At 72.4% G+C, this 18,926-nt stretch carries 22 protein-coding genes and 1 pseudogene; 8 read left to right on the forward strand and 15 right to left on the reverse strand.

The window, feature by feature from the left end; genetic code table 11:
* Positions 1–25 precede the first annotated feature (25 nt).
* The 5 genes from ACFO0B_RS01655 to ACFO0B_RS01675 are packed head-to-tail and all read left to right on the forward strand — an operon-like array spanning position 26 to position 5,022.
* Complete coding sequence (locus ACFO0B_RS01655; protein ID WP_378610451.1) at positions 26–820, forward strand: LOG family protein; 795 nt, start codon at positions 26–28, stop codon at positions 818–820.
* On the forward strand, positions 817–1,374 hold the full coding sequence (locus tag ACFO0B_RS01660) for an LOG family protein (protein ID WP_378610452.1): 558 nt from the start codon (positions 817–819) through the stop codon (positions 1,372–1,374). The genes ACFO0B_RS01655 and ACFO0B_RS01660 overlap by 4 nt, the downstream gene beginning before the upstream one ends.
* Before the next feature lie 14 nt (positions 1,375–1,388).
* Positions 1,389–3,140 (forward strand): long-chain-acyl-CoA synthetase, encoded by a 1,752-nt coding sequence (locus tag ACFO0B_RS01665; protein WP_378610453.1) that lies wholly within the window; start codon positions 1,389–1,391, stop codon positions 3,138–3,140.
* A gap of 47 nt (positions 3,141–3,187) precedes the next feature.
* Entirely contained in the window at positions 3,188–4,087 is a 900-nt protein-coding gene (gene folP / locus ACFO0B_RS01670) for a dihydropteroate synthase (RefSeq protein WP_378610454.1), read from the forward strand.
* Positions 4,084–5,022, forward strand: a complete 939-nt coding sequence (locus ACFO0B_RS01675; RefSeq protein WP_378610455.1) for a glucosyl-3-phosphoglycerate synthase — start codon at positions 4,084–4,086, stop codon at positions 5,020–5,022. Before folP ends, ACFO0B_RS01675 begins: the two co-directional genes overlap by 4 nt.
* Before the next feature lie 51 nt (positions 5,023–5,073).
* On the opposite strand, the gene ACFO0B_RS01680 is transcribed toward ACFO0B_RS01675, so the two are convergent.
* The 7 genes from ACFO0B_RS01680 to sigE form a co-directional block, all read right to left on the reverse strand.
* Positions 5,074–5,379 carry a hypothetical protein gene (locus tag ACFO0B_RS01680; RefSeq protein ID WP_378610456.1) on the reverse strand — a complete coding sequence of 102 codons (306 nt, stop codon included), beginning with the start codon at positions 5,377–5,379 and terminating at the stop codon, positions 5,074–5,076.
* Positions 5,376–5,897: a hypothetical protein gene (locus ACFO0B_RS01685; RefSeq protein ID WP_378610457.1), complete on the reverse strand. Its 522-nt coding sequence runs from the start codon at positions 5,895–5,897 to the stop codon at positions 5,376–5,378. Before ACFO0B_RS01685 ends, ACFO0B_RS01680 begins: the two co-directional genes overlap by 4 nt.
* Positions 5,898–6,015: 118 nt before the next feature.
* Entirely contained in the window at positions 6,016–6,867 is an 852-nt protein-coding gene (locus ACFO0B_RS01690) for a hypothetical protein (protein ID WP_378610458.1), read from the reverse strand.
* Positions 6,868–6,941: 74 nt separating this feature from the next.
* Positions 6,942–7,376 carry a Sec-independent protein translocase protein TatB gene (tatB, locus tag ACFO0B_RS01695; RefSeq protein ID WP_378610459.1) on the reverse strand — a complete coding sequence of 145 codons (435 nt, stop codon included), beginning with the start codon at positions 7,374–7,376 and terminating at the stop codon, positions 6,942–6,944.
* Positions 7,377–7,410: 34 nt separating this feature from the next.
* A complete protein-coding gene (locus tag ACFO0B_RS01700) occupies positions 7,411–8,940 on the reverse strand; it encodes a S1C family serine protease (protein WP_378610460.1) in 1,530 nt (509 codons plus the stop codon).
* A 10-nt stretch (positions 8,941–8,950) separates the two neighbouring features.
* Positions 8,951–9,322: a zf-HC2 domain-containing protein gene (locus tag ACFO0B_RS01705; protein WP_378610461.1), complete on the reverse strand. Its 372-nt coding sequence runs from the start codon at positions 9,320–9,322 to the stop codon at positions 8,951–8,953.
* A 65-nt stretch (positions 9,323–9,387) separates the two neighbouring features.
* Positions 9,388–10,062 carry an RNA polymerase sigma factor SigE gene (gene sigE / locus ACFO0B_RS01710; RefSeq protein ID WP_378610462.1) on the reverse strand — a complete coding sequence of 225 codons (675 nt, stop codon included), beginning with the start codon at positions 10,060–10,062 and terminating at the stop codon, positions 9,388–9,390.
* Between the two features lie 235 nt (positions 10,063–10,297).
* Here sigE and ACFO0B_RS01715 point away from each other — a divergent pair, with 235 nt between their 5' ends.
* Positions 10,298–10,936, forward strand: coding sequence for an O-methyltransferase (locus ACFO0B_RS01715; RefSeq protein ID WP_378610463.1), 639 nt, complete (start codon positions 10,298–10,300; stop codon positions 10,934–10,936).
* Positions 10,937–11,020: 84 nt separating this feature from the next.
* Positions 11,021–11,266, forward strand: a complete 246-nt coding sequence (locus ACFO0B_RS01720; RefSeq protein ID WP_378610464.1) for a hypothetical protein — start codon at positions 11,021–11,023, stop codon at positions 11,264–11,266.
* On the opposite strand, the gene glgC is transcribed toward ACFO0B_RS01720, so the two are convergent.
* Positions 11,263–12,477, reverse strand: a complete 1,215-nt coding sequence (gene glgC / locus ACFO0B_RS01725; RefSeq protein WP_378610465.1) for a glucose-1-phosphate adenylyltransferase — start codon at positions 12,475–12,477, stop codon at positions 11,263–11,265. The genes ACFO0B_RS01720 and glgC overlap by 4 nt on opposite strands.
* Positions 12,478–12,615: 138 nt before the next feature.
* Here glgC and glgA point away from each other — a divergent pair, with 138 nt between their 5' ends.
* Complete coding sequence (gene glgA, locus ACFO0B_RS01730) at positions 12,616–13,779, forward strand: glycogen synthase (protein ID WP_378610486.1); 1,164 nt, start codon at positions 12,616–12,618, stop codon at positions 13,777–13,779.
* A gap of 137 nt (positions 13,780–13,916) precedes the next feature.
* On the opposite strand, the gene ACFO0B_RS01735 is transcribed toward glgA, so the two are convergent.
* The 7 genes and pseudogenes from ACFO0B_RS01735 to ACFO0B_RS01765 all read right to left on the reverse strand — a co-directional run.
* The gene (locus ACFO0B_RS01735; protein WP_378610466.1) at positions 13,917–14,777 is read right to left on the reverse strand and encodes a putative RNA methyltransferase; all 861 of its coding nucleotides are present in this window, start codon (positions 14,775–14,777) and stop codon (positions 13,917–13,919) included.
* Positions 14,764–14,931, reverse strand: a complete 168-nt coding sequence (locus ACFO0B_RS01740; RefSeq protein WP_011211259.1) for a DUF3117 domain-containing protein — start codon at positions 14,929–14,931, stop codon at positions 14,764–14,766. Before ACFO0B_RS01740 ends, ACFO0B_RS01735 begins: the two co-directional genes overlap by 14 nt.
* 113 nt (positions 14,932–15,044) lie before the next feature.
* Positions 15,045–15,647, reverse strand: coding sequence for a DNA-3-methyladenine glycosylase I (locus ACFO0B_RS01745; protein ID WP_378610467.1), 603 nt, complete (start codon positions 15,645–15,647; stop codon positions 15,045–15,047).
* The gene (locus ACFO0B_RS01750; protein WP_378610468.1) at positions 15,644–16,174 is read right to left on the reverse strand and encodes a DivIVA domain-containing protein; all 531 of its coding nucleotides are present in this window, start codon (positions 16,172–16,174) and stop codon (positions 15,644–15,646) included. The genes ACFO0B_RS01745 and ACFO0B_RS01750 overlap by 4 nt, the downstream gene beginning before the upstream one ends.
* Before the next feature lie 26 nt (positions 16,175–16,200).
* A complete protein-coding gene (locus ACFO0B_RS01755; RefSeq protein WP_378610469.1) occupies positions 16,201–17,337 on the reverse strand; it encodes an Mrp/NBP35 family ATP-binding protein in 1,137 nt (378 codons plus the stop codon).
* 20 nt (positions 17,338–17,357) lie between these two features.
* Positions 17,358–18,251, reverse strand: a complete 894-nt coding sequence (locus tag ACFO0B_RS01760; RefSeq protein ID WP_378610470.1) for a lytic transglycosylase domain-containing protein — start codon at positions 18,249–18,251, stop codon at positions 17,358–17,360.
* Positions 18,252–18,402: 151 nt separating this feature from the next.
* Positions 18,403–18,926: pseudogene (locus ACFO0B_RS01765) on the reverse strand (lytic transglycosylase); the annotation flags it as partial.

Below are 18,926 nucleotides of genomic sequence, written 5' to 3' on the forward strand. Positions count from 1 at the left end.
GGGCACGGCCGGTAGCGTGGGGCGCATGTCCACCGACGCCGAAGCTGCCGGTCAGCGCAGGCCCTCCACCAGGTTCCGCGGGCCGCTCGTCTTCCGCAGGGCGCGCCGGGACGGCAGCACCGCCGACCGCAATCTGCTCGACCAGCGCGGCGATTCGGACTGGGTGCACACCGACCCGTGGCGGGTGCTGCGCATCCAGGCCGAGTTCGTCGAGGGGTTCGGCGCGCTCGCCGAGGTGCCGCGCGCGGTCACCGTCTTCGGCTCGGCGCGCACCGGCGCGGAACATCCGGAGTACCAGGCCGGGCTCGCCATCGGCGCGGCGCTGGCCGAGGCGGGGTACGCGGTGATCACCGGCGGCGGCCCGGGCGCCATGGCGGCCGCGAACCGCGGCGCCTGCGAGGCGGGCGGCTACTCGATCGGGCTCGGCATCGAGCTGCCGTTCGAGCAGGGGTTGAACGAGTGGGTCGACCTCGGCATCAACTTCCGCTACTTCTTCGTGCGCAAGACCATGTTCGTCAAGTACTCGCAGGCATTCGTCTGCCTCCCCGGCGGTTTCGGCACCCTGGACGAGCTCTTCGAGGCGCTCACCCTGGTGCAGACCCGCAAGGTCACCCGGTTCCCGATCGTGCTCTTCGGCACCAGGTTCTGGGGCGGGCTGGTCGACTGGATCCGGGATTCGCTGGCCGCGTCGGGCAAGATCTCGCCGGAGGACCTGGACCTGCTCTACGTCACCGACGACGTCGCCGAGGTGGTGGAGATCATCCGTACCTCCGGCGGCACCGGCAACGTCGACGCGCTCGGCACCGAGGACGAATGGTGACCGCTGCGAGCGGGTACGCCGTCTGCGTGTATTGCTCGGCCAGCACCACCGACCCGGAGCACGTGCGGCTCGCGGCCCGCGTCGGCACCGAGATCGCCCGGCGCGGCTGGCGGCTGGTCTCCGGCGGCGGGCACGTCTCGATGATGGGCGCGGTCGCCACCGCGGCGCGGGCGGGCGGCGCGCACACGCTCGGCGTCATCCCGAAGCACCTGGTGCACCAGGAGGTCGCCGACGTCGACTCCGACGAGCTGGTCGTCACCGACACCATGCGGCAGCGCAAGCAGGTCATGGAGGAGCGCGCGGACGCCTTCCTCACGCTGCCCGGCGGCATCGGCACGCTGGAGGAGTTCTTCGAGACCTGGACCGGCGGCTACCTCGGCGAGCACGGCAAGCCGGTGGTCCTGCTGGACGCCGACGGCTTCTACGGCGGCCTGCTGGACTGGATCGCGACCCTGCGCGACCGGGGCTTCGTCACCGCGGCGGCGCTGGACCGAGTGGTGGTCGCGCCCGACCTGCCGTCCGCCTTCGCGGCGCTGGAGCCGGCGCCCGTCTGAGAGGAGAATCGCCGGTGAGCACCCCTTCGACGGTCGGCCTGCTCGACATCGTGACTCGGCTGCCCGGCATGGTGCCGGACGCACCGACCATGCTGCGCAACGCCTTCGGGCTGCTGAACGCCCGCTCGGTGGGGTTCGCCTTCCAGCAGGTCGCGCACCGCGTTCCGGACCGGGTGTTCCTGCGCTTCGAGGGCGCGGCGTTCACCTACCGCGAGGCGAACGCCGAGGTGAACCGGTACGCCGCGGTGTTCGCCGACGCCGGGGTGCGCCGCGGCGACGTCGTCGGGATCCTGCTGCGGAACCGGCCGGAGGCGCTCTTCGCGGTGCTCGCGACGGTCAAGCTCGGCGCCACCGCGGGGCTGCTCAACCACCACCAGCGCGGCGAGGTGCTCGCGCACAGCATCGGGTTGCTGGAGAGCCGGGTGCTGGTCGCCGGGGCGGAGTGCGCCGAGGCGCTGGACTCCCTGGACGAGCGCCCCGGCAACCTGCTCGCGGCCGAGGAGCTGGCCGAGCGGGCGCGCACCGCGGCCACCGACGATCCGCCCGCCTGCGCGCGGGTGCGGGCGAGCGAGCGCGCCTTCCTGATCTTCACCTCCGGCACCACCGGCATGCCGAAGGCCAGCGTCATGACGCACCTGCGCTGGAGCAGGGCGATGTCCGGGCTCGGCGGGTTCGGGGTGCGGCTGCGCGGCTCGGACACGCTCTACTGCTGCCTGCCGCTCTACCACAACAACGCGCTCACGGTCGCGCTCGCCTCGGTGCTCGCGGGGGAGGCCACGCTGGCACTGGGCCGAAATTTTTCGGTCTCCCGGTTCTGGGACGAGGTGATCCGCGAGCGGGCCACCGCCTTCGTCTACATCGGCGAGCTCTGCCGCTACCTGCTGAATCAGCCGGAGCGGGCGGAGGACCGGGGGCACCGGGTGCGGCTGGCCGTCGGGAACGGGCTGCGGCCGGAGCTCTGGGACGACTTCCAGCGCCGGTTCGACGTTGGCCGGATCGTCGAGTTCTACGGTGCCAGCGAGGGCAATATCGCCTTCATCAACGGCTTCGGGGTGCCGCGCACCGCCGGGTTCGGGCCACTGCCCTACGCCGTGGTCGAGTACGACGAGGAGGCGGGCGGGCCGCGCCGGGGCCGGGACGGGAAGCTGCGCCGGGTGCGCACCGGCGAGGCCGGGCTGCTGCTGGCCAAGGTCACCCGGCTCACCCCGTTCGACGGGTACACCGACCCGGAGGCGGGCGAGGCGAAGCTGGTGCGCGACGGCTTCCGCCGCGGCGACGTCTGGTTCGACACCGGCGACCTGGTGCGCGACCAGGGCTGGTTCCACATCGCCTTCGTGGACCGGGTCGGCGACACCTTCCGCTGGAAGGGCGAGAACGTGGCGACCACCGAGGTGGAGGGCGCGCTCGCCGCGGCGCCGGTGCTCGCGCAGGCCGTCGTGTACGGGGTCGAGGTGCCCGGCGCGGACGGCAGGGCCGGGATGGCGGCGGTGGTGCTGCGACCGGAGGCCGAGTTCGACGGCGCCGCGCTGGCCCGGCTGGTGTACGACCGGCTGCCCGCCTACGCCCGCCCGCTCTTCGTCCGGGTGGTCGGCGAGCTGGAGCAGACCTCGACCTTCAAGAGCCGCAAGGTGGAGCTGCGGAACCAGGGCTTCGACCCGGACGCCGACGGCGAGCTGTACGTGCTGGACGGCAGGGAGGCCGGCTACGTGCCGTTCCGCGACGACTACCCGGCCGAGGTCGCGGCCGGGCGGGCCCCGCGCGGCTGATCCGGACACCACCGACCGGTCGCCATCCCCCTCGGTACAGTCGGAGCATGATCAGCGCCAGCCATCTCTCGGAGAGGAGTGCCCCGCCGCCCACCCTCTGCGGCAGGCCGGTGGCGACGGATCGGGCCCTGGTCATGGCGATCGTGAACCGCACCCCGGACTCGTTCTACGACCGGGGTGCCACCTTCACCGACGCCGCCGCGATGGACGCCGTCGCGCGCGCGGTGGACGAGGGCGCCGACCTGGTCGACATCGGCGGCGTCAAGGCCGGGCCCGGTGCCGAGGTGGACGCCGTGGAGGAGAGCCGCCGGGTGGTGCCCTTCGTCGCCGCCATCCGGGCCCGCTACCCCGAGATGCTGATCAGCGTCGACACCTGGCGCGCCGAGGTCGCGCTCGCGGCCGGGAAAGAGGGCGCCGACCTGGTGAACGACACCTGGGCCGGCGCCGACCCCGAGCTGGTCCTGGTCGCCGCCGAGCGCGGCATGGGCATCGTCTGCAGCCACACCGGCGGCGCGATCCCGCGCACCCGCCCCTTCCGGGTGCGCTACGCCGACGTGGTGGCCGAGGTGACCGCGGTGGTCACCGCGGCGGCCGAGGCGGCGCTCGCGGCGGGGGTGCGGCGGGACGGAATCCTCATCGATCCGACCCACGATTTCGGCAAGAACACCTATCACGGGCTCGCTCTGTTGCGCGGAGTGGACGTTCTTGTAAAGACCGGATGGCCTGTCCTGATGGCGCTGAGTAATAAGGATTTCATCGGGGAGACTCTTGGTGTCGGACTATCCGAACGGCTGGAGGGCACATTGGCGGCGACGGCGTTGTCGGCGGCACAGGGCGCCCGGGTCTTCCGGGTCCACGAGGTCGCCGCTACCCGGCGGGTGGTGGACATGACCGCGGCGATCCAGGGCCTCCGGCCGCCGGCGCGAACATTGCGAGGACTGGTATGACGAACCGCTATCGCGAGCACGGCTGGGCGAACACCCACACGTGGGACGCCCCCGACTGGACCGTCGACGAACTGGTCGACGCCAAGGACGGGCGCACGGTCTCCGTGGTGCTGCCCGCCCTCAACGAGGAGGAGACCGTCGCCGACGTGGTGGCCAGTATCCGACCGCTGCTCGGCACGCTGGTGGACGAGCTGGTGGTGCTCGACTCCGGCTCCACCGACGCCACCGCCGCGCGCGCCCGCGCCGCCGGTGCGCGGGTGGTGAGCCGCGAGCAGGCCGTGCCGGAGCTGGAGCCGGTGCCGGGCAAGGGCGAGGTGCTGTGGCGCTCGCTCGCCGCCACCGGCGGCGATCTGGTCGCCTTCGTGGACTCCGATCTCATCGACCCGGATCCGTCCTTCGTGCCGCGGCTGCTCGGGCCGCTGCTCACGGTGCCGGATCTGCACCTGGTGAAGGCGTACTACCGGCGGCCGCTGCGGCAGGGCGCGGCCGTGGACGCCACCGGGGGCGGGCGGGTCACCGAGCTGGTCGCGCGGCCGCTGCTCGCGGCGCTGCGGCCGGGGCTCGCGCCGGTGCTGCAGCCGCTCGGCGGGGAGTACGCGGGGACGAGGGAGCTGCTCGCCTCGGTGCCGTTCGCGCCCGGCTACGGCGTGGAGATCGGGCTGCTGCTCGATACCTACGATCGGCTCGGGCTGCATGCCATCGGGCAGGTGAACCTCGGGGTGCGGACGCACCGCAACCGGCCGCTCTCCGACCTCGGGGTGATGTCGCGGCAGATCCTCGGGACGGTGCTCGGGCGCTGCGGAATCCCCGACTCCGGGGCGGCGCTCACCCAGTTCCCGCTGATCGGGGACGAGTTCACCGCGCACAGCACGCACGTCTCGCTCGCCGACCGCCCCCCGATGAACACGCTGCGCCCCGCCGAGGTCGCGGCCTGATCCCTTCCGCGCCGCGCGGGGGTGGGGGTTCCGCCCCTGCGGGGTGGGTCGCTATCCGGCGTCGCCGGAACGGCCGGGCTCGGTTCGCTCGCCGTCCGGCCCCGGTTCGGGGCTGCCGGCGTGCCCGGTGTGGTCACGCGGCGGCTCCGGGGCGGAATCGGGCGGCTTCGGGGCGGAATCGGCGGATCGCGAGGTTCTTTCGGCGGGCGGCCGCGATTCGGCCGCGAGCCTGGCGCGGAGTTCGTCCACGGTGACCTGCTCGACCTCGCGCGGGCGGCGCAGGCGCAGGATCAGCGCGGTGCCGAGGGCGAGCGCCGAGATCGCGAGAGCGGCGAGGACGAACGCGGATTCGCTCACGGCCCGTTCCCGCGCAGCTGGAATCCGGCGGGCACGTCGCCGCTGTGGAAGTACTCGGTGAAGACCTCGGCGGCGTGCGCGGCGGTGAACACCTCGTCCGCGTGCACGTACCGGTCGGCGCCGCCGCACGGGATGGGCACGCTCGGCGCGCCGGTCCTGGCACCGGGCAACCCGAGCACGTAGTGCCGGGGCGGCCCGCCGCCGCCGGTGCGGCAGAGCTCGAGGGTGAGCGCGTCGGCGGCGCCGAGGCACTGCACGAAGTTGCCGCCGAAGGCGGTGCTGTCGGCGAGCGTGATCCCGGTGGCAGGCAGCGGGATCGGGAGCCGGGCCAGGTTGAGCGCGTAGCGCCGCCTGCCGTCCAGCCCGCGCAGCGGGCGCAGGTACCGCGCCACCGCCTCGCCAGGGCCGATGAAGACGCGGAGCCGATCGCTGTAGGTCATCCGATGGGTCACCAGCGCGCCGGTCTCGCTCGCCCCGGCCGGGACGCGGAACCCGCCGTCGTCGGAGGTCGCCACCACGGAGTTCACCTTACTGCCCGCCAGTTATCGCGCAGCAATTCAAACATGTACGTAGGAAAGGCGGGCCGGAAGCGGCGGTGAACTCCAACACAATCGAGCGGGGCCCGGTATGGCCGGATCAGCGCCGCAGCCGGGCGGGGCGCGGGTCGGAATCGTGCCGGTAGACCGGGGTCAGCAGATCGGCATCGACCGGCTCCCCGGTCGCCCGTTCGTATTTCACCGCGATGAGCACGGAGAACAGGTGGCTGTCTGCCCGCTCGTGCAGCGTGGCCAGCCGGGTGGCGAGCAGCCGCACCGCGCCGAGCGAGCCGGGCGGGTGCAGCCCGTCGATCACCAGGATCGTGCCGCGCCCGTCCGGCCGGGGTAGCCGGGCCAGGTAGGCGATGTCGTGCGGCTCGGGGCCGCCCGGCCGGTAGACCCGCCGCGCCGCGCGATCCTCGATCCCGCGCCTGGCATCGCCCGCCCGGGTGATGGTGCGGCGCAACCGCGGATCGGCGGTCACCAGCTGGCGCAGGCTCGGCGAGAGCTCGGGGCCACCGAGCACGATCAGCCCGTCCCGGTTCAGGTCCAGCGGGCGCCCGGGCAGGAAGTTCTCCACCACCACGGCGAATCCCAGCTGGCGCAGGAGCTCCGCGAGCCGCTGCGCGGCCGCCGGGTCCGGCGCGCCGAGCACCCGGCCCGCCCTGACCTCGGGGACGAGCACGCGGAGCGCCCCGTGTCCGAAGAACAACCCCTCGGGCGCCGGGCCCTGGGTACTCACCTGGTGGATTCTGGCCCGGGAAAGACCCGCGGCGGCACCGATTCTCGCGAACGTCCAGCCCTCGTCGTGCAACTCGCGGATGACCGCGCGGCGGATCCGGGTGAGCTCGTTGATGGTCTGCTGGGCCGCCGCGACTCCCTCGGTAGCCGCCTTGAGTCGATCGACCTTGTCCTCGATCGCAAAGACCCGTGCCACGTCATCGGCCGACATGTGCGAAGTCTAGACAGACGACCAGCATCCTGCGTCTAGCCTGCTTGACGCTTCCCGGCCGGTCAGCGGGGTGATCAGGTGGCGTCGGTGTCGATCGGCGGACGCTCGTTGTGCCCCAACGGTTTGTCGTTCTTGGTGAGGCTCGGACCGGTCGGTTTCGGGTAGTCCGGCATGGCGCCACCCGTACCGAACAGGTCGTTCGTGTCCGGCACGGCCCGCTCCAGATCGCGGAAGATCGACTCGTCGCCGTTGAGCAGGTGCTTGGTGACCATCGACCGCGGCGACATTCCGCGCAGCTCGTTCAGGTCGGCCAGCGGCTTGCGCAGATCGTCGAATTCCGGCCCGAGTTCTTCCCGGAGCTGGGAGGTGGCGCCGCTGGCGTAGTCACGCACCTGCCTGAGGCTGCGCGTTGTCCAGCGCACGGCGCCGGGCAGCCGCTCCGGACCGAGGATCACGAGGGCGGCGACGATCAGGATGACGAACTCGCCCCAGCCGATATTGCTGAACACCGCTCCAGGCTACCCTCCGACGGCGGCCGACCGGTCAGTCGGATTGCAGCGTGACCGGAACATCCACCTGCCTGCCGTCCCGGATCAGCGTGACGTTCACCGTCTCCCCGATTCTCCGCGCCTGCACCGCGACCACCAGCTCGTCCGGCCCGGTGACCTCGCGGTCGCCGACCTTCACGATGACGTCGCCCTCCACGATGCCCGCCTTGGCGGCCGGGCCGTCCGGCTGCACGTCGGCCACCGCGGCGCCGCTCATCACCTCGTTCGCGACCTGCCTGGTGTTGGCGCTGACCCCGATCATCGGGTGGTGCATCTCGCCGTCCCGGATCAGCGTCTGCGCGACCTCGGTCATCACGTCCACCGGGATGGCGAAGCCGAGCCCGACCGAGCCGCCGGTCTCCGAGCGGATGGCGGAGTTGATGCCGACCACCCGGCCCTGCATGTCCACCAGCGCGCCGCCGGAGTTGCCCGGGTTGATCGAGGCGTCGGTCTGCACCGCGTCGATCACGGCATTGGTGTCGCTGCCCTCGCCGGAGAGCTTCACCGGCCGGTGCAGCGCGCTGACGATGCCGGAGGTGACGGTCTTGCTCAGCCCGAGCGGCGAGCCGACGGCGAGCACGTCGTCGCCGACCCGCACCTCCTCCGAGCGGCCGAGCTGGGCGACGGTCAGGTTGTTCGCCTCGACCTTGATCACGGCGAGGTCGGTCTTCGGGTCGCGCCCGACGATCCTGGCCGGCACCCGGGTGCCGTCGTTGAAGGTGACCTGGATGGCGGCGCGGCCGCTGGTGTCCTGTGCGGCCATCGAGATCACGTGGTTGTTGGTCACCACGTACCCGGCGCCGTCGATCACCACGCCGGAGCCGGTGGCGCCGTTGTCGCCGACGGTGACCCGGATGGAGACCACCGACGGCAGCACCGCGTCGGCCACCGCGGCGATCTGGCCGTGCGGCTCCTCGCCGCCCTCGACCTGCTCCAGGGTGACCTTGCGCGAGGTCAGGGTGGATGCGGTCTCCGCGGTGAGCCTGCCGACCAGCCCGCCGATGAGCCCGATCACCAGCGCCACGGCGGCGAGCAGGGCCAGCGCGCGCGGCGCGACCCGCGAGCCGAAGAGCACCTCGCGCGCGGTCAACCGCTCGGAGGGGGGCAGCGCGGCGGGCTTCGGGGTCGGCAGCGCGGGGGCGCCGAGCCTGGCGCCGGCGGCGGGATCGCGCCACGGGTCGGCGGGGCCCGCGATCCGGTCGTCCCGCTCGGCGGCGTCCGGGTCGCGCTGCAGCAGCTCGGCGGAGCCCTCCGGCCTGCCGAACGCCTCGGCCAGCACGGTGTCCGGCGGGCGGTGCGGGACCGGGTCCGGGCCGGCTCCGGCGGCGCGCGCCTGGTCGTGCGCGGCGAACGAGCCGCTCAGCCCGGACGGCCTGCGGAAGGTGGAGGCGGTGTGCGTGTCGATGTGGGGCCGGTACACCGGGCGCGGGCCGAGCACCGGGGCGTCCGGCGGCCGCAGATTCCCCCGGTTCGCCGCCGAATCCGAGGTGTCGGCCGCTCCGGAATTCGTCGATTCGGTGGTCACCCGGTGAACTCTACTTGCGCCACCAGGTTGTCCACCGGGTCGCGGTGAACGATTCCGACAGGAAGCCGAAGACCGCCTCGTCGCGGCGGTTCTCCCGGTGCGCGGCGCCGGGCTGCGGCTCGGCGAACGGGATGCGGCTCAGGCTGTCGTGCAGCCCGTGCGGAGCCGACACCGCGCCGGAGCGGCGCAGCGCGATCCGAGCCTGCTGCTGGGCGTCCACCTCGGCGGCGCACTCCGGGCAGGCCGCGAGGTGCTGGGCCGCGCGCAGGTAGGCGTTCATCCGCAGCTCGCCGTCGACATAGGCCGCGACGGCTTCGCTGGCCAGATGCTCGGTGGCGTGGAACCGGGGAGCACGGCCGGACCCGCTGGAGTCGCCACTCATTCGGTGCTCACCCTTCCGACTATCGACAGCATCCACGGCAGGTGGGTGACGCCGACCCTGCCGGGTCACCCGATCGTCGAGTCAGCGGCGAACCGCTGCTGTGCTCCATTATGCGCAAGGTGATCCCGGATGGCCTGCCGGCCGCGGTGGATCCGGCTGCGCACGGTACCCAGCTTGACACCGAGCGTGGCGCCGATCTCCTCGTAGGAGAGCCCCTCGATGTCACACAGCACGACCGCGGCGCGGAATTCCGGGGCCAGCGAGTCCAGCGCGGACTGCAGGTCCGGGTCGAGCCTGGCGTCGTGGTAGACGTCCTCCGGGGTGGGGCCGTTGGCGGGCACCCGGTCGTAGTCCTCCGGCAGCGCTTCCATCCGGATCCGGTTCCGCCTGCGGACCATGTCGAGGAAGAGATTGGTGGTGATGCGGTGCAGCCAGCCCTCGAAGGTGCCGGGCTGGTAGTTCTGCAGCGAGCGGAAGACCCGGATGAAGGTCTCCTGGGTGAGGTCATCGGCGTCCTGGGCGTCGCCGGAGAGGCGGTAGGCCAGCCGGTAGACCCGGTCGGCGTGTTCGCGGACGAGCTCCTCCCAGGACGGCATGGCGGAGCGGTCGCCGGTCGCGTCGAAGGCGGCGGTTCCGGTCAGGTTTTCCGGCGAATCCTCGGCAACCGCTTCGGTGGCATCGAAGTCGCCCGGCTCGGGATGTTCCGGCAGGGTGGCGTATTCTCTCGCCGCATCGACCATGTGGATGGGGCTACCTCCTACTAGGGACCGTAAACTCCGCGGGGTCGTCGATGGAGACAACCGACAGTGGGTACATCGTTGTTCCCGACACCCGCGTTTACCGTCGAGCGGTTTCCGCGTGATTCACACTCTCTCCCGCCGCCATATGCCCTGGATATATAGAGGCTGAGGGTGAGCTGAGAAAATCGCGCGGGCGCGTGGAGCGACCCGGTACCGCGTGGTCCGCATTAGCCTCATGGTCGTGGCATCGAACCTGGAGCGCACCCTCGCCTACGTCGAGGACTCGGTCGTGGAGGACGAGATCCTCGTCGGCGCCCGCGAGCGGGCACTCGAGCTCGGCGTGCCACCGGTGCCGCCGTCGGTGGGCGCGCTGCTGAGCATGTACGCCCAGCTGCTCGCCGCGCGCGCGGTGGTCGAGGTCGGCACCGGGGCGGGCATCAGCGGGCTGTGGTTGCTGGACGGCATGCGGGAGGACGGCACGCTGACCACCATCGACCCGGAGTACGAGTACCAGCGCGCCGCCAAGGAGGCGTTCCGCGCCGCGGAGATCCCCACCGCGCGCACCAGGCTGATCAACGGCCGCGCGCTGGACGTGCTGCCCCGGCTCGCCGACGGCGCCTACGACCTGGTCTTCGTCGATGCCGCGCCCATCGAGCACCCGCAGTACGTGGCGGAGGGCGTGCGGCTTCTCCGCGACGGCGGCGCCATCCTGCTGCACAACGCGCTGCTCGGTGGCCGGGTGCCGGACCCGGCGCAGCGCGACGCCACCACGCACGCGGTGCGCGCGGCGCTGCGCGCGGTCGCCGAGGATCCCCGGCTGACCAGCGTGCTCATCCCGGTCGGCGACGGCCTGCTCTGCGCCAGCCGGGGCTGAACCGGGGATTTCCGCTCCCGCGCGGGGGTATTCGGGCCGTAAGCTGTTCAAAGGGACGGCCCGGCAACGAGATCGAGGTGCGGCATGATCTGGGGACGCGGCGGCAGTACGTACATCGCGGTGGAGACCACCGAGGCGGCCGCCACCAACAGCGGCGGAGACGGCCTGCAGCGCTGGCTGATCCGCGCCTTCATCGGCGTGCTGGTGGTGGTGGTGATCGCGATCGTGCTCGCCATCATGCTCGGCGGCGGCGACTCCAGCGATCGCCCGCACAACAACACGACCATCCCGAGCCAGCCGGGCAACTGCTACCCGTTCGCCTGCCGCTAGACCCAGACGCCCTTGCCGACGGTGACGACGCCGCCGTTGCTCACCGCGAAGCGCTCGCGGTCGCGCTCCAGGTCGACGCCGATGATCTCGCCCTCGCCGACGACGACGTTCTTGTCCAGGATGGCCCGGCGCACCACCGCGCCGCGGCCGATCCGCACGCCGGGCATGAGCACACTGCCCTCGACCGTCGCGCCGTCGTCGATCATGACGTTGGAGCTGAGCACCGAGGTGCGCACGGTGGCCGCGGAGAGGATGCTGCCCGCGCCGACGATCGACTCCTGCGCCAGCCCGCCCTGGGCGAACTTGGCGGGCGGCAGGTTCTCCGCCGCGCCGCGGATCGGCCAGTGCCGGTTGTAGAGGTTGAAGACCGGGTGCACCGAGACCAGGTCCATGTGCGCGTCGTAGAAGGCGTCGATGGTGCCCACGTCGCGCCAGTAGCCGTGGTCGCGGGCGGTGGCGCCGGGCACCTCGTTGTCGGCGAAGTCGTAGACGCTCGCCTCGCCCGCGGCGACCAGGGTGGGGATGATGTCGCCGCCCATGTCGTGGTCGGAGTCGGAGTTCTCCGCGTCCGCCTTGATCGTGTCGACCAGCACCTTGGTGGTGAAGACGTAGTTGCCCATCGAGGCGAAGGTCACGTTGGGGTCGTCCGGGGTGCCCGGCGGGTGCGCCGGCTTCTCCAGGAACTGGGTGATCCGGCCGGTCTCGTCCGAGTCGATGCAGCCGAAGGCGCCGGCCTCGCTGCGCGGCACCCGGATCCCGGCGACGGTGACGCCCGCGCCGGAGTCGATGTGGTGCCTGACCATCTGCTCCGGATCCATCCGGTACACGTGATCGGCGCCGAAGACCACGATGTACTCCGGGTCCTCGTCGTAGATGAGATTCAGCGACTGCATGATCGCGTCCGCGCTGCCGGTGTACCAGCGCGGCCCGAGCCGCTGCTGGGCGGGCACCGGGGTGATGTACTCGCCGGCGAAGCCGGAGAGCCGCCACGTCTGCGAGATGTGCCGGTCCAGCGAGTGCGACTTGTACTGCGTCAGCACACAGAGCCGGAGGAACCCGGCGTTGACCAGGTTGCTCAGCACGAAGTCGATGAGTCGGTAGGCCCCTCCGAACGGAACGGCCGGTTTGGCACGATCCGCGGTGAGGGGAAATAGTCGCTTGCCCTCGCCACCGGCGAGCACGATCCCGAGTACGTGCGGCTGGCTCCTCACGAAACCCAAACTACCGTGCCACCGCCGGGCGAGTGGCCCGGGCAGGCGGGAGCGTCTAGTTTGGGACCGGTGAGTTTCGGCACGGACGGCGAACGCTCGGCAGCGCGCTCCGACGGGCAGGAGCATTCGGACCCGCGGCTGCGGGTCGCGATGATGACTCGGGAGTACCCACCCGAGGTGTACGGCGGGGCCGGGGTGCACGTCACCGAGCTGACCGCGCGGCTGCGCCGGTTGTGCGAGGTGACGGTGCACTGCATGGGCGTTCCGCGCCCGGATGCCGTTGTGCACGATCCCGATGCGGAGCTGGACGGGGCCAATGCCGCGCTGCGGATGATCTCCACGCAGGTCCGGATGGCCGGCGCCGTCGGCGAGTTCGACGTGGTGCACTCGCACACCTGGTACACCGGGCTGGCGGGGCACCTCGCCGGCACGCTCTACGGCATCCCGCACGTGCTCACCGCGCACTCGCTGGAGCCGCGGCGGCCGTGGAAGGCCGAGCAGCTCGGCGGCGGGTACCGGCTCTCCTCGTGGTCCGAGCGGAACGCGGTGGAGCTGGCGGACGCGGTGATCGCGGTCAGCGACGGCATGCGGCACGACGTGCTCGACGCCTACCCGGCGCTGGACGCCGGGCGGGTGCACGTGGTGCGCAACGGCATCGACGCGACGCTCTGGCATCCGGGCGCGGCCGCCGACGGGGTGCGGCGGGTGCTGGACGAGCTCGGGGTCCGGCGGGATCGGCCGATCGTGGCCTTCGTCGGGCGGATCACCCGGCAGAAGGGGGTCGGGCACCTGCTCGCCGCCGCGCGCGAGTTCGACCCGGAGATCCAGCTGGTGCTCTGCGCGGGCGCGCCGGACACGCCCGAGCTGGAGGCCGAGGTCGTCGCGGCCGTGGCCGAGCTGCGCGAGCGGCGCGACGGGATCTTCTGGGTGCGCGAGATGCTGCCCACCGAGCAGATCAGGCAGATCCTCGCCGCCGCGGCGGTCTTCGTCTGCCCGTCGGTGTACGAGCCGCTCGGCATCGTGAACCTGGAGGCGATGGCGGCGGGGACCGCCGTCGTCGCCTCGGATGTGGGCGGGATTCCCGAGGTGGTGGTCGAGGGCGTGACCGGGAATCTGGTGCACTACGACCCGGCGGCCGCCGCGGAGTACGAGCGCGGGCTGGCCGATGCGGTGAACCGGCTCGCCGCCGATCCCGAGCTGGCGGCGCGGTACGGCGCGGCCGGGCGCGAGCGGGCCATCGCCGAGTTCGACTGGGCGCGCATCGCCGAGCAGACGGAAGCCGTGTACCGCTCGGTGCGCTGACGCGGGTGCGCGTCGGCCCGGCGCGGTGCCGCGCGGGCCTGTGCGGTGCCGAGCGGGTGGCTGCGGTGCCGTGTGGCTGGTGCGCTACCCGCGGTCACGTGGAGGGCCGGGCGTGACGGCGGCGCGCTGCGCGCAGGTCACGGTGTGGTGCGCGGGATGTAGGTGCCGACGCGGACGGACGCGGTGACCCCGAGCTCGTCGGGGAGCGCCGCGAGCTGCGCCGCGGTCTCGGCACCTGCGTGAAAGGCCGAGGGGCCCATGTACACCAGGAGCGCGGCGTCCGCGCGGGTGAGCGCCATGGGGTACTCGACGAGCTCGGCGCCGAGCGGGAAGAAATCGGCTTCCAGCGCGGCCGCCAGCTTGCGCTCCTTGTCCGGGTCGACCCGGACCAGCCCGAGCGGCCCGATCAGCTCGGCGAGGTGCCGTTCGGTGGGCGTTGCGACGACGAACCGCCCCTCGGGGGCGAGCACCCGCGCCACCTCGGCCGGGTTGCGCGGGGCGAAGACCGTGAGCACGGTGTCGACGGCGGCGGGGCGCAGCGGGAGCCCGCGCCACACGTCGGCGAGGACCGCCGCGGCGCGCGGGTGGGCGCGGGCGGCGCGGCGCGCGGCGGGTTTGGCGATGTCGAGCGCGATCCCGCGGGCGCCGGGCGCGGCATCGAGCGCCGCGCCGAGAAAGTAACCGTTGCCCGCCCCTATTTCGAGCAGCACCCCGTTTCCCTCCGGGGGCGCCGCGGCGGTGGCGACCGCCGCGGCGACCGGAGCGAAATGACCCCGCGCGTGGAAATCGGAACGGGCCTGGAGCATGTCGGCCGTATCGCCGGTGAACCGGCTGGCGGCACCGGTGAGCAGGCTGACATATCCCTGGCGCGCGAGGTCGAAACCATGTCCGCCGGCGCACCGCAGCGCGCGGCCGACGGCGGCGAGCGCGAGTCCGCAATTCGGACACGCGAGCGCCTCGGCGAGCTCGGCGAGTACCGCGCTGCTAGCTGGTGACACTCTTCAGTTCGTCACCCAGTGCAGCCGCTTCATCCGGTGTGAGCTCGACGACCAGCCGTCCGCCACCCTCGAGTGGAACCCGCATGACGATCCCACGCCCTTCCTTGGTTGCCTCGAGGGGACCGTCCCCGGTACGGGGCTTCATGGCCGCCATCCTCTGCTCCCTCCAGATCTGCGCGCTATTTCGCGCACTTCTCGGAACTCCAGTTGTCACCAACCGGCGCACCCCGCCGACAATCGGCGAGATACACCGGCTTCTATTCTTCCCTATCCCGCTTCTTCTCGGACAGGTGAGTTCGAAAACGAGTCCTCGAACCGCACCCAGCAGTCGGCGACATGGTCGTCCACCATTCCCACCGCCTGCATCAGGGCATATGCCGTCGTCGGCCCGACGAAGCGGAATCCGCGCTTTTTCAGCGCGCGCGCCATGGCGGTGGATTCCGGGGTCACGGCGGGAATCTCGGCGCCGGTGCGCGGCCGCGGCCGCGCCGGCGGGGCGAACGACCAGAGCAGCGCGTCCAGCCCGCCGTCCAGCTCGGCGGCGACCCTGGCGTTGGCGATGGTGGCCTCGATCTTCGCCCGGTTGCGCACGATGCCCGCGTCGGTGAGCAGCCGTTCGACGTCGGCCGGGCCGAACCCGGCCACCCGCTCGATCGCGAAATCGGCGAAGGCGGCGCGGAAGGCGGGGCGCTTGCGCAGGATCGTGATCCAGGAGAGCCCGGACTGGAATGCCTCCAGCGACATCCGCTCGTAGAGCGCGTCGTCCCCGTGCAGGGTGCGGCCCCATTCGGTGTCGTGGTAATCGAGGTAGAGCTGGGAGCCGAGCGGCCAGGGGCAGCGGATGCGGCCGTCGTCGACCGGGGCGCTCACGGATTCGCCGAATCGCCGGGGCGGGAGATCCGGCGCGGGCGGGGTTGTTGGTCGGCGACCGCGGCCGGAATGTCGCCCGAGCGGGGCGCGGTGAATTCTCCCGTGCGGAAAACCGCATTCTGGGCGGGGAATTCCCCGGTGCCGGGGTGCGAGACGGCCGGAACCGGTGGCTGCGGGCGAGCGCCGGCGTCGGTCCAGCCCGCCGGCGCGGGTCCGGGGGTGGGGCGGGAGGACCCGTCCTGCCCGGCGTGCGCCAGCGCGAGCTCGTGCTGGAGTTCGTCGATCCGCTCGGCGAGCCGGGCCAGCGCCCAGTCCACCTCGACGGCCTTGTACCCGCGGACCGCCTGCTGGAAGCGGAGCGAGCGCACGTCGGCGCCCGCGATGTCCGCGGCGGGCAGCACGGTCGCGGTCGTCCCCTCCGGCAGCGGCCCGAGCTCCTCGGCCCGGCCGAAGACAGCGCCCGCCAGCAGGAAGAGCACCGCGGCCACCAACCCGACGATCAGCACGTACAGCAGCAGCGTGAGCATGCCCCGAGCTTATTGGTGCGCCCGGGCTACAGGTGCCGGGTGGTGTCGATGCCGAGCGACATCCCGGCCAGCCCGCGCCGGCGAACGGCCAGCTTGTCGGCGACCTCGAGCAGCGCCTTGGCCGCCGGGGTGTCCGGGTCGCGCAGCACGATCGGGGTGCCGTCGTCGCCGGATTCGCGCACCGCCTGCTCGATCGGGATCTGCCCGAGCAGCGGCACCGTCGCGCCGACCGCGCGGGTGAGCCGGTCGGCCACCGCCTGGCCGCCGCCGGAGCCGTAGAGCTCCATCCGGCTGCCGTCCGGCAGGTCGAGCCAGGACATGTTCTCCACCACGCCCGCGATCCGCTGCCGCGTCTGCAGCGCGATGGCGCCCGCCCGCTCGGCCACCTCGGCGGCGGCCGGCTGCGGCGTGGTGACCACGAGGATCTCCGCGCCCGGGATGAGCTGGGCGATGGAGATGGCGACGTCGCCGGTGCCGGGCGGCAGGTCGAGCAGCAGCACGTCCAGATCGCCCCAGAAGACGTCGGCGAGGAACTGCTGCAGCGCCCGGTGCAGCATCGGGCCGCGCCAGACCACCGGGGTGTTGCCCTGGGTGAACTGCGCGATCGAGATCATCTTCACGTCGTGCGCGACCGGCGGCATGATCATCCGCTCGACCTGGGTGGGGCGGGCGTCGGTGCCGAGCATGCGCGGGATGGAGTGGCCGTAGATGTCGGCGTCGAGCACGCCGACGGAGAGCCCGCGCGCGGCCATGGCGGCGGCCAGGTTCACCGTGACGCTGGACTTACCGACGCCGCCCTTGCCGGAGGCGACGGCGTAGACGCGGGTGAGCGAGCCGGGCTGGGCGAACGGGATGACCGGCTCGGCGGAGTCGCCGCGCAGCGACTTGCGCAGCTCGGTGCGCTGCTCGTCGTTCATGACGTCGAGCTCGACGGTCACCGCGCCGACGCCGGGCACGTCGGAGACCGCGCGGCTGACCCGCTGGGTGATCTCCGTCCGCATCGGGCACCCGGCGGTGGTCAGGTAGACCTCCACGTGCACGTCACCGGAGTCGGCGACGCCGATGCTCTTCACCATGCCCAGTTCGGTGATCGGTTTGCGGATCTCCGGGTCGTCCACCTTGGCGAGGGCGCCCCGCACGTCCGCTTCCGTTACCACTGACATGGGAACCGAGTCTAGTGGCGTCAGATGCGGGGCAGGTCCGCGGGCTTCGGCGCGACGTTGTTGCTGTACGAGTTCGCCCAGGCCATGACGTTGGCGACGTAGGCCATCGAGTTGTTGTAGCGCAGGATCGCCTTGGTCTGCTGCGCGAGATCGCGCATGTCGAGGCCGCCGTGGCAGAGGTACTTGCCCGCGGTGAGCGTGGCGTCGAAGAGGTTCTGCGGGTCGGCGATGCCGTCGCCGTTGCCGTCGGCGGCGAACTTGGTCCAGGTCTCCGGCAGGAACTGCATGGGGCCGATGGCGCGGTCGTAGCCGCCGATGTTGTCCAGCGCGCCGCCGTCGCTGTCGTGGATGATGTTGTTGCCGTAGAGCGAGCCGTCCAGCACCGGGCCGTAGACCGGCTTGAGCGGGTTGCCGTCCCGGTCGGCCTTGCCGCCGTAGACGTGCGTGGACTCGACCCGGCCGATCCCGGCCAGGGTGGACCAGCCCATGTGGCAGTCGGGGTTCTCGACGGCGAGCCGATCCTCGGCGTTCTGGTACGCGGCGATCGCGATGCCGGGGATACCGAGCGAGCCGGAGGGCAGATCGGCCATGGCCCGGTCGCCCGCCAGCGCCACGGTCTTGACCACGGGGGGCGCGGACGGCTTCGCCATGGCGTGCTCGGCGGTGGCCACCGCGGCGACCGGCTGGGCGCCGACGACCTCGGCGGCATCCGGGGACGTCGTCTCCGGCTCCAGCACGTCACCCTGCTCGTTGTTGAGCAGGTCGCGCGGGTTCGGCAGGTGCTGCGCGACGGCCGCCGGGCTGATGTTCGTCGTCGCGGTCACGGCCGCGAGGCCGGCCGGTACCAGGCCGGTCAGCGCGAGAACCGAGCTGCGCTTGAAGGACGCGGAATGCTGCTTACGGTGACGCCCCACGGTGCGCTGACCCTCCATGCTCGACGCTCGGACGATCAGAGGCTACCGCAGCCGAGATGTTTTTGTTACCCCTTCGTGATGCGCATTGCGTTTAACTGGGCTGACCTGGCATTTTATTCGTGATTCGATTGTGATCGGCCGTTTCTGCCGATCACGGAACGGGAGGGGCCGGGGGCGCGGGCAGCGGGATGGTGATCCCGAAGGGGAGCACCAGTCCGGGCGGCGGGGCCGCCGGGTCCTGGGCCGGGGCGACCGGCCGGCCGTCCGGGCCGAATTCCAGCGGCTTCCCGTCCGGGCCGAGCGGGCGGTCCGGCTGGGGGGCGGGCGCGCCCTGCGGCAGTGCCTCTCCCTGTGGAGCCTGCGGGCCGGGCTGCGGCAGATTCTCGCCCTGTGGCGGCTGCGGGCCGGGCTGCGGCAGCGTGCGGCCCTGCGGCTGCGCGGGCGGGCAGAAGATGCCGCACGGGATGGGCGGCAGGCCGGGGATGGTGATCATCGGCTCGGGGACCGGGGTGCTCGTCGTGGCGGGCGCGGGGTCCTCCAGCGGCAGGCCGTCCGGCCCGGTGGCGCCGGGGACGGCGGCCGGGACGGTGGTGCCCGGCGCGGAGGCGGCGAGCACGCCGGGCGCGGTCCCCCAGCCCCCCGACCCCGGAACGATCGCCTCCGGCGACACCCGCC

It is taken from the genome of Nocardia jiangsuensis (assembly GCF_042650385.1).
GTDB lineage: Bacteria > Actinomycetota > Actinomycetes > Mycobacteriales > Mycobacteriaceae > Nocardia > Nocardia jiangsuensis.

Bases quoted from the DNA above. Each gene is read 5' to 3' on its own strand.
- ACFO0B_RS01655 (WP_378610451.1), top strand. From the start codon at position 26: ATGTCCACCGACGCCGAAGCTGCCGGTCAGCGCAGGCCCTCCACCAGG.
- folP (WP_378610454.1), top strand. From the start codon at position 3,188: ATGATCAGCGCCAGCCATCTCTCGGAGAGGAGTGCCCCGCCGCCCACC.
- ACFO0B_RS01675 (WP_378610455.1), top strand. From the start codon at position 4,084: ATGACGAACCGCTATCGCGAGCACGGCTGGGCGAACACCCACACGTGG.
- ACFO0B_RS01690 (WP_378610458.1), bottom strand. From the start codon at position 6,867: ATGTCGGCCGATGACGTGGCACGGGTCTTTGCGATCGAGGACAAGGTC.
- ACFO0B_RS01705 (WP_378610461.1), bottom strand. From the start codon at position 9,322: ATGAGTGGCGACTCCAGCGGGTCCGGCCGTGCTCCCCGGTTCCACGCC.
- sigE (WP_378610462.1), bottom strand. From the start codon at position 10,062: ATGGTCGATGCGGCGAGAGAATACGCCACCCTGCCGGAACATCCCGAG.
- ACFO0B_RS01715 (WP_378610463.1), top strand. From the start codon at position 10,298: ATGGTCGTGGCATCGAACCTGGAGCGCACCCTCGCCTACGTCGAGGAC.
- ACFO0B_RS01720 (WP_378610464.1), top strand. From the start codon at position 11,021: ATGATCTGGGGACGCGGCGGCAGTACGTACATCGCGGTGGAGACCACC.
- ACFO0B_RS01740 (WP_011211259.1), bottom strand. From the start codon at position 14,931: ATGGCGGCCATGAAGCCCCGTACCGGGGACGGTCCCCTCGAGGCAACC.
- ACFO0B_RS01750 (WP_378610468.1), bottom strand. From the start codon at position 16,174: ATGCTCACGCTGCTGCTGTACGTGCTGATCGTCGGGTTGGTGGCCGCG.
- ACFO0B_RS01755 (WP_378610469.1), bottom strand. From the start codon at position 17,337: ATGTCAGTGGTAACGGAAGCGGACGTGCGGGGCGCCCTCGCCAAGGTG.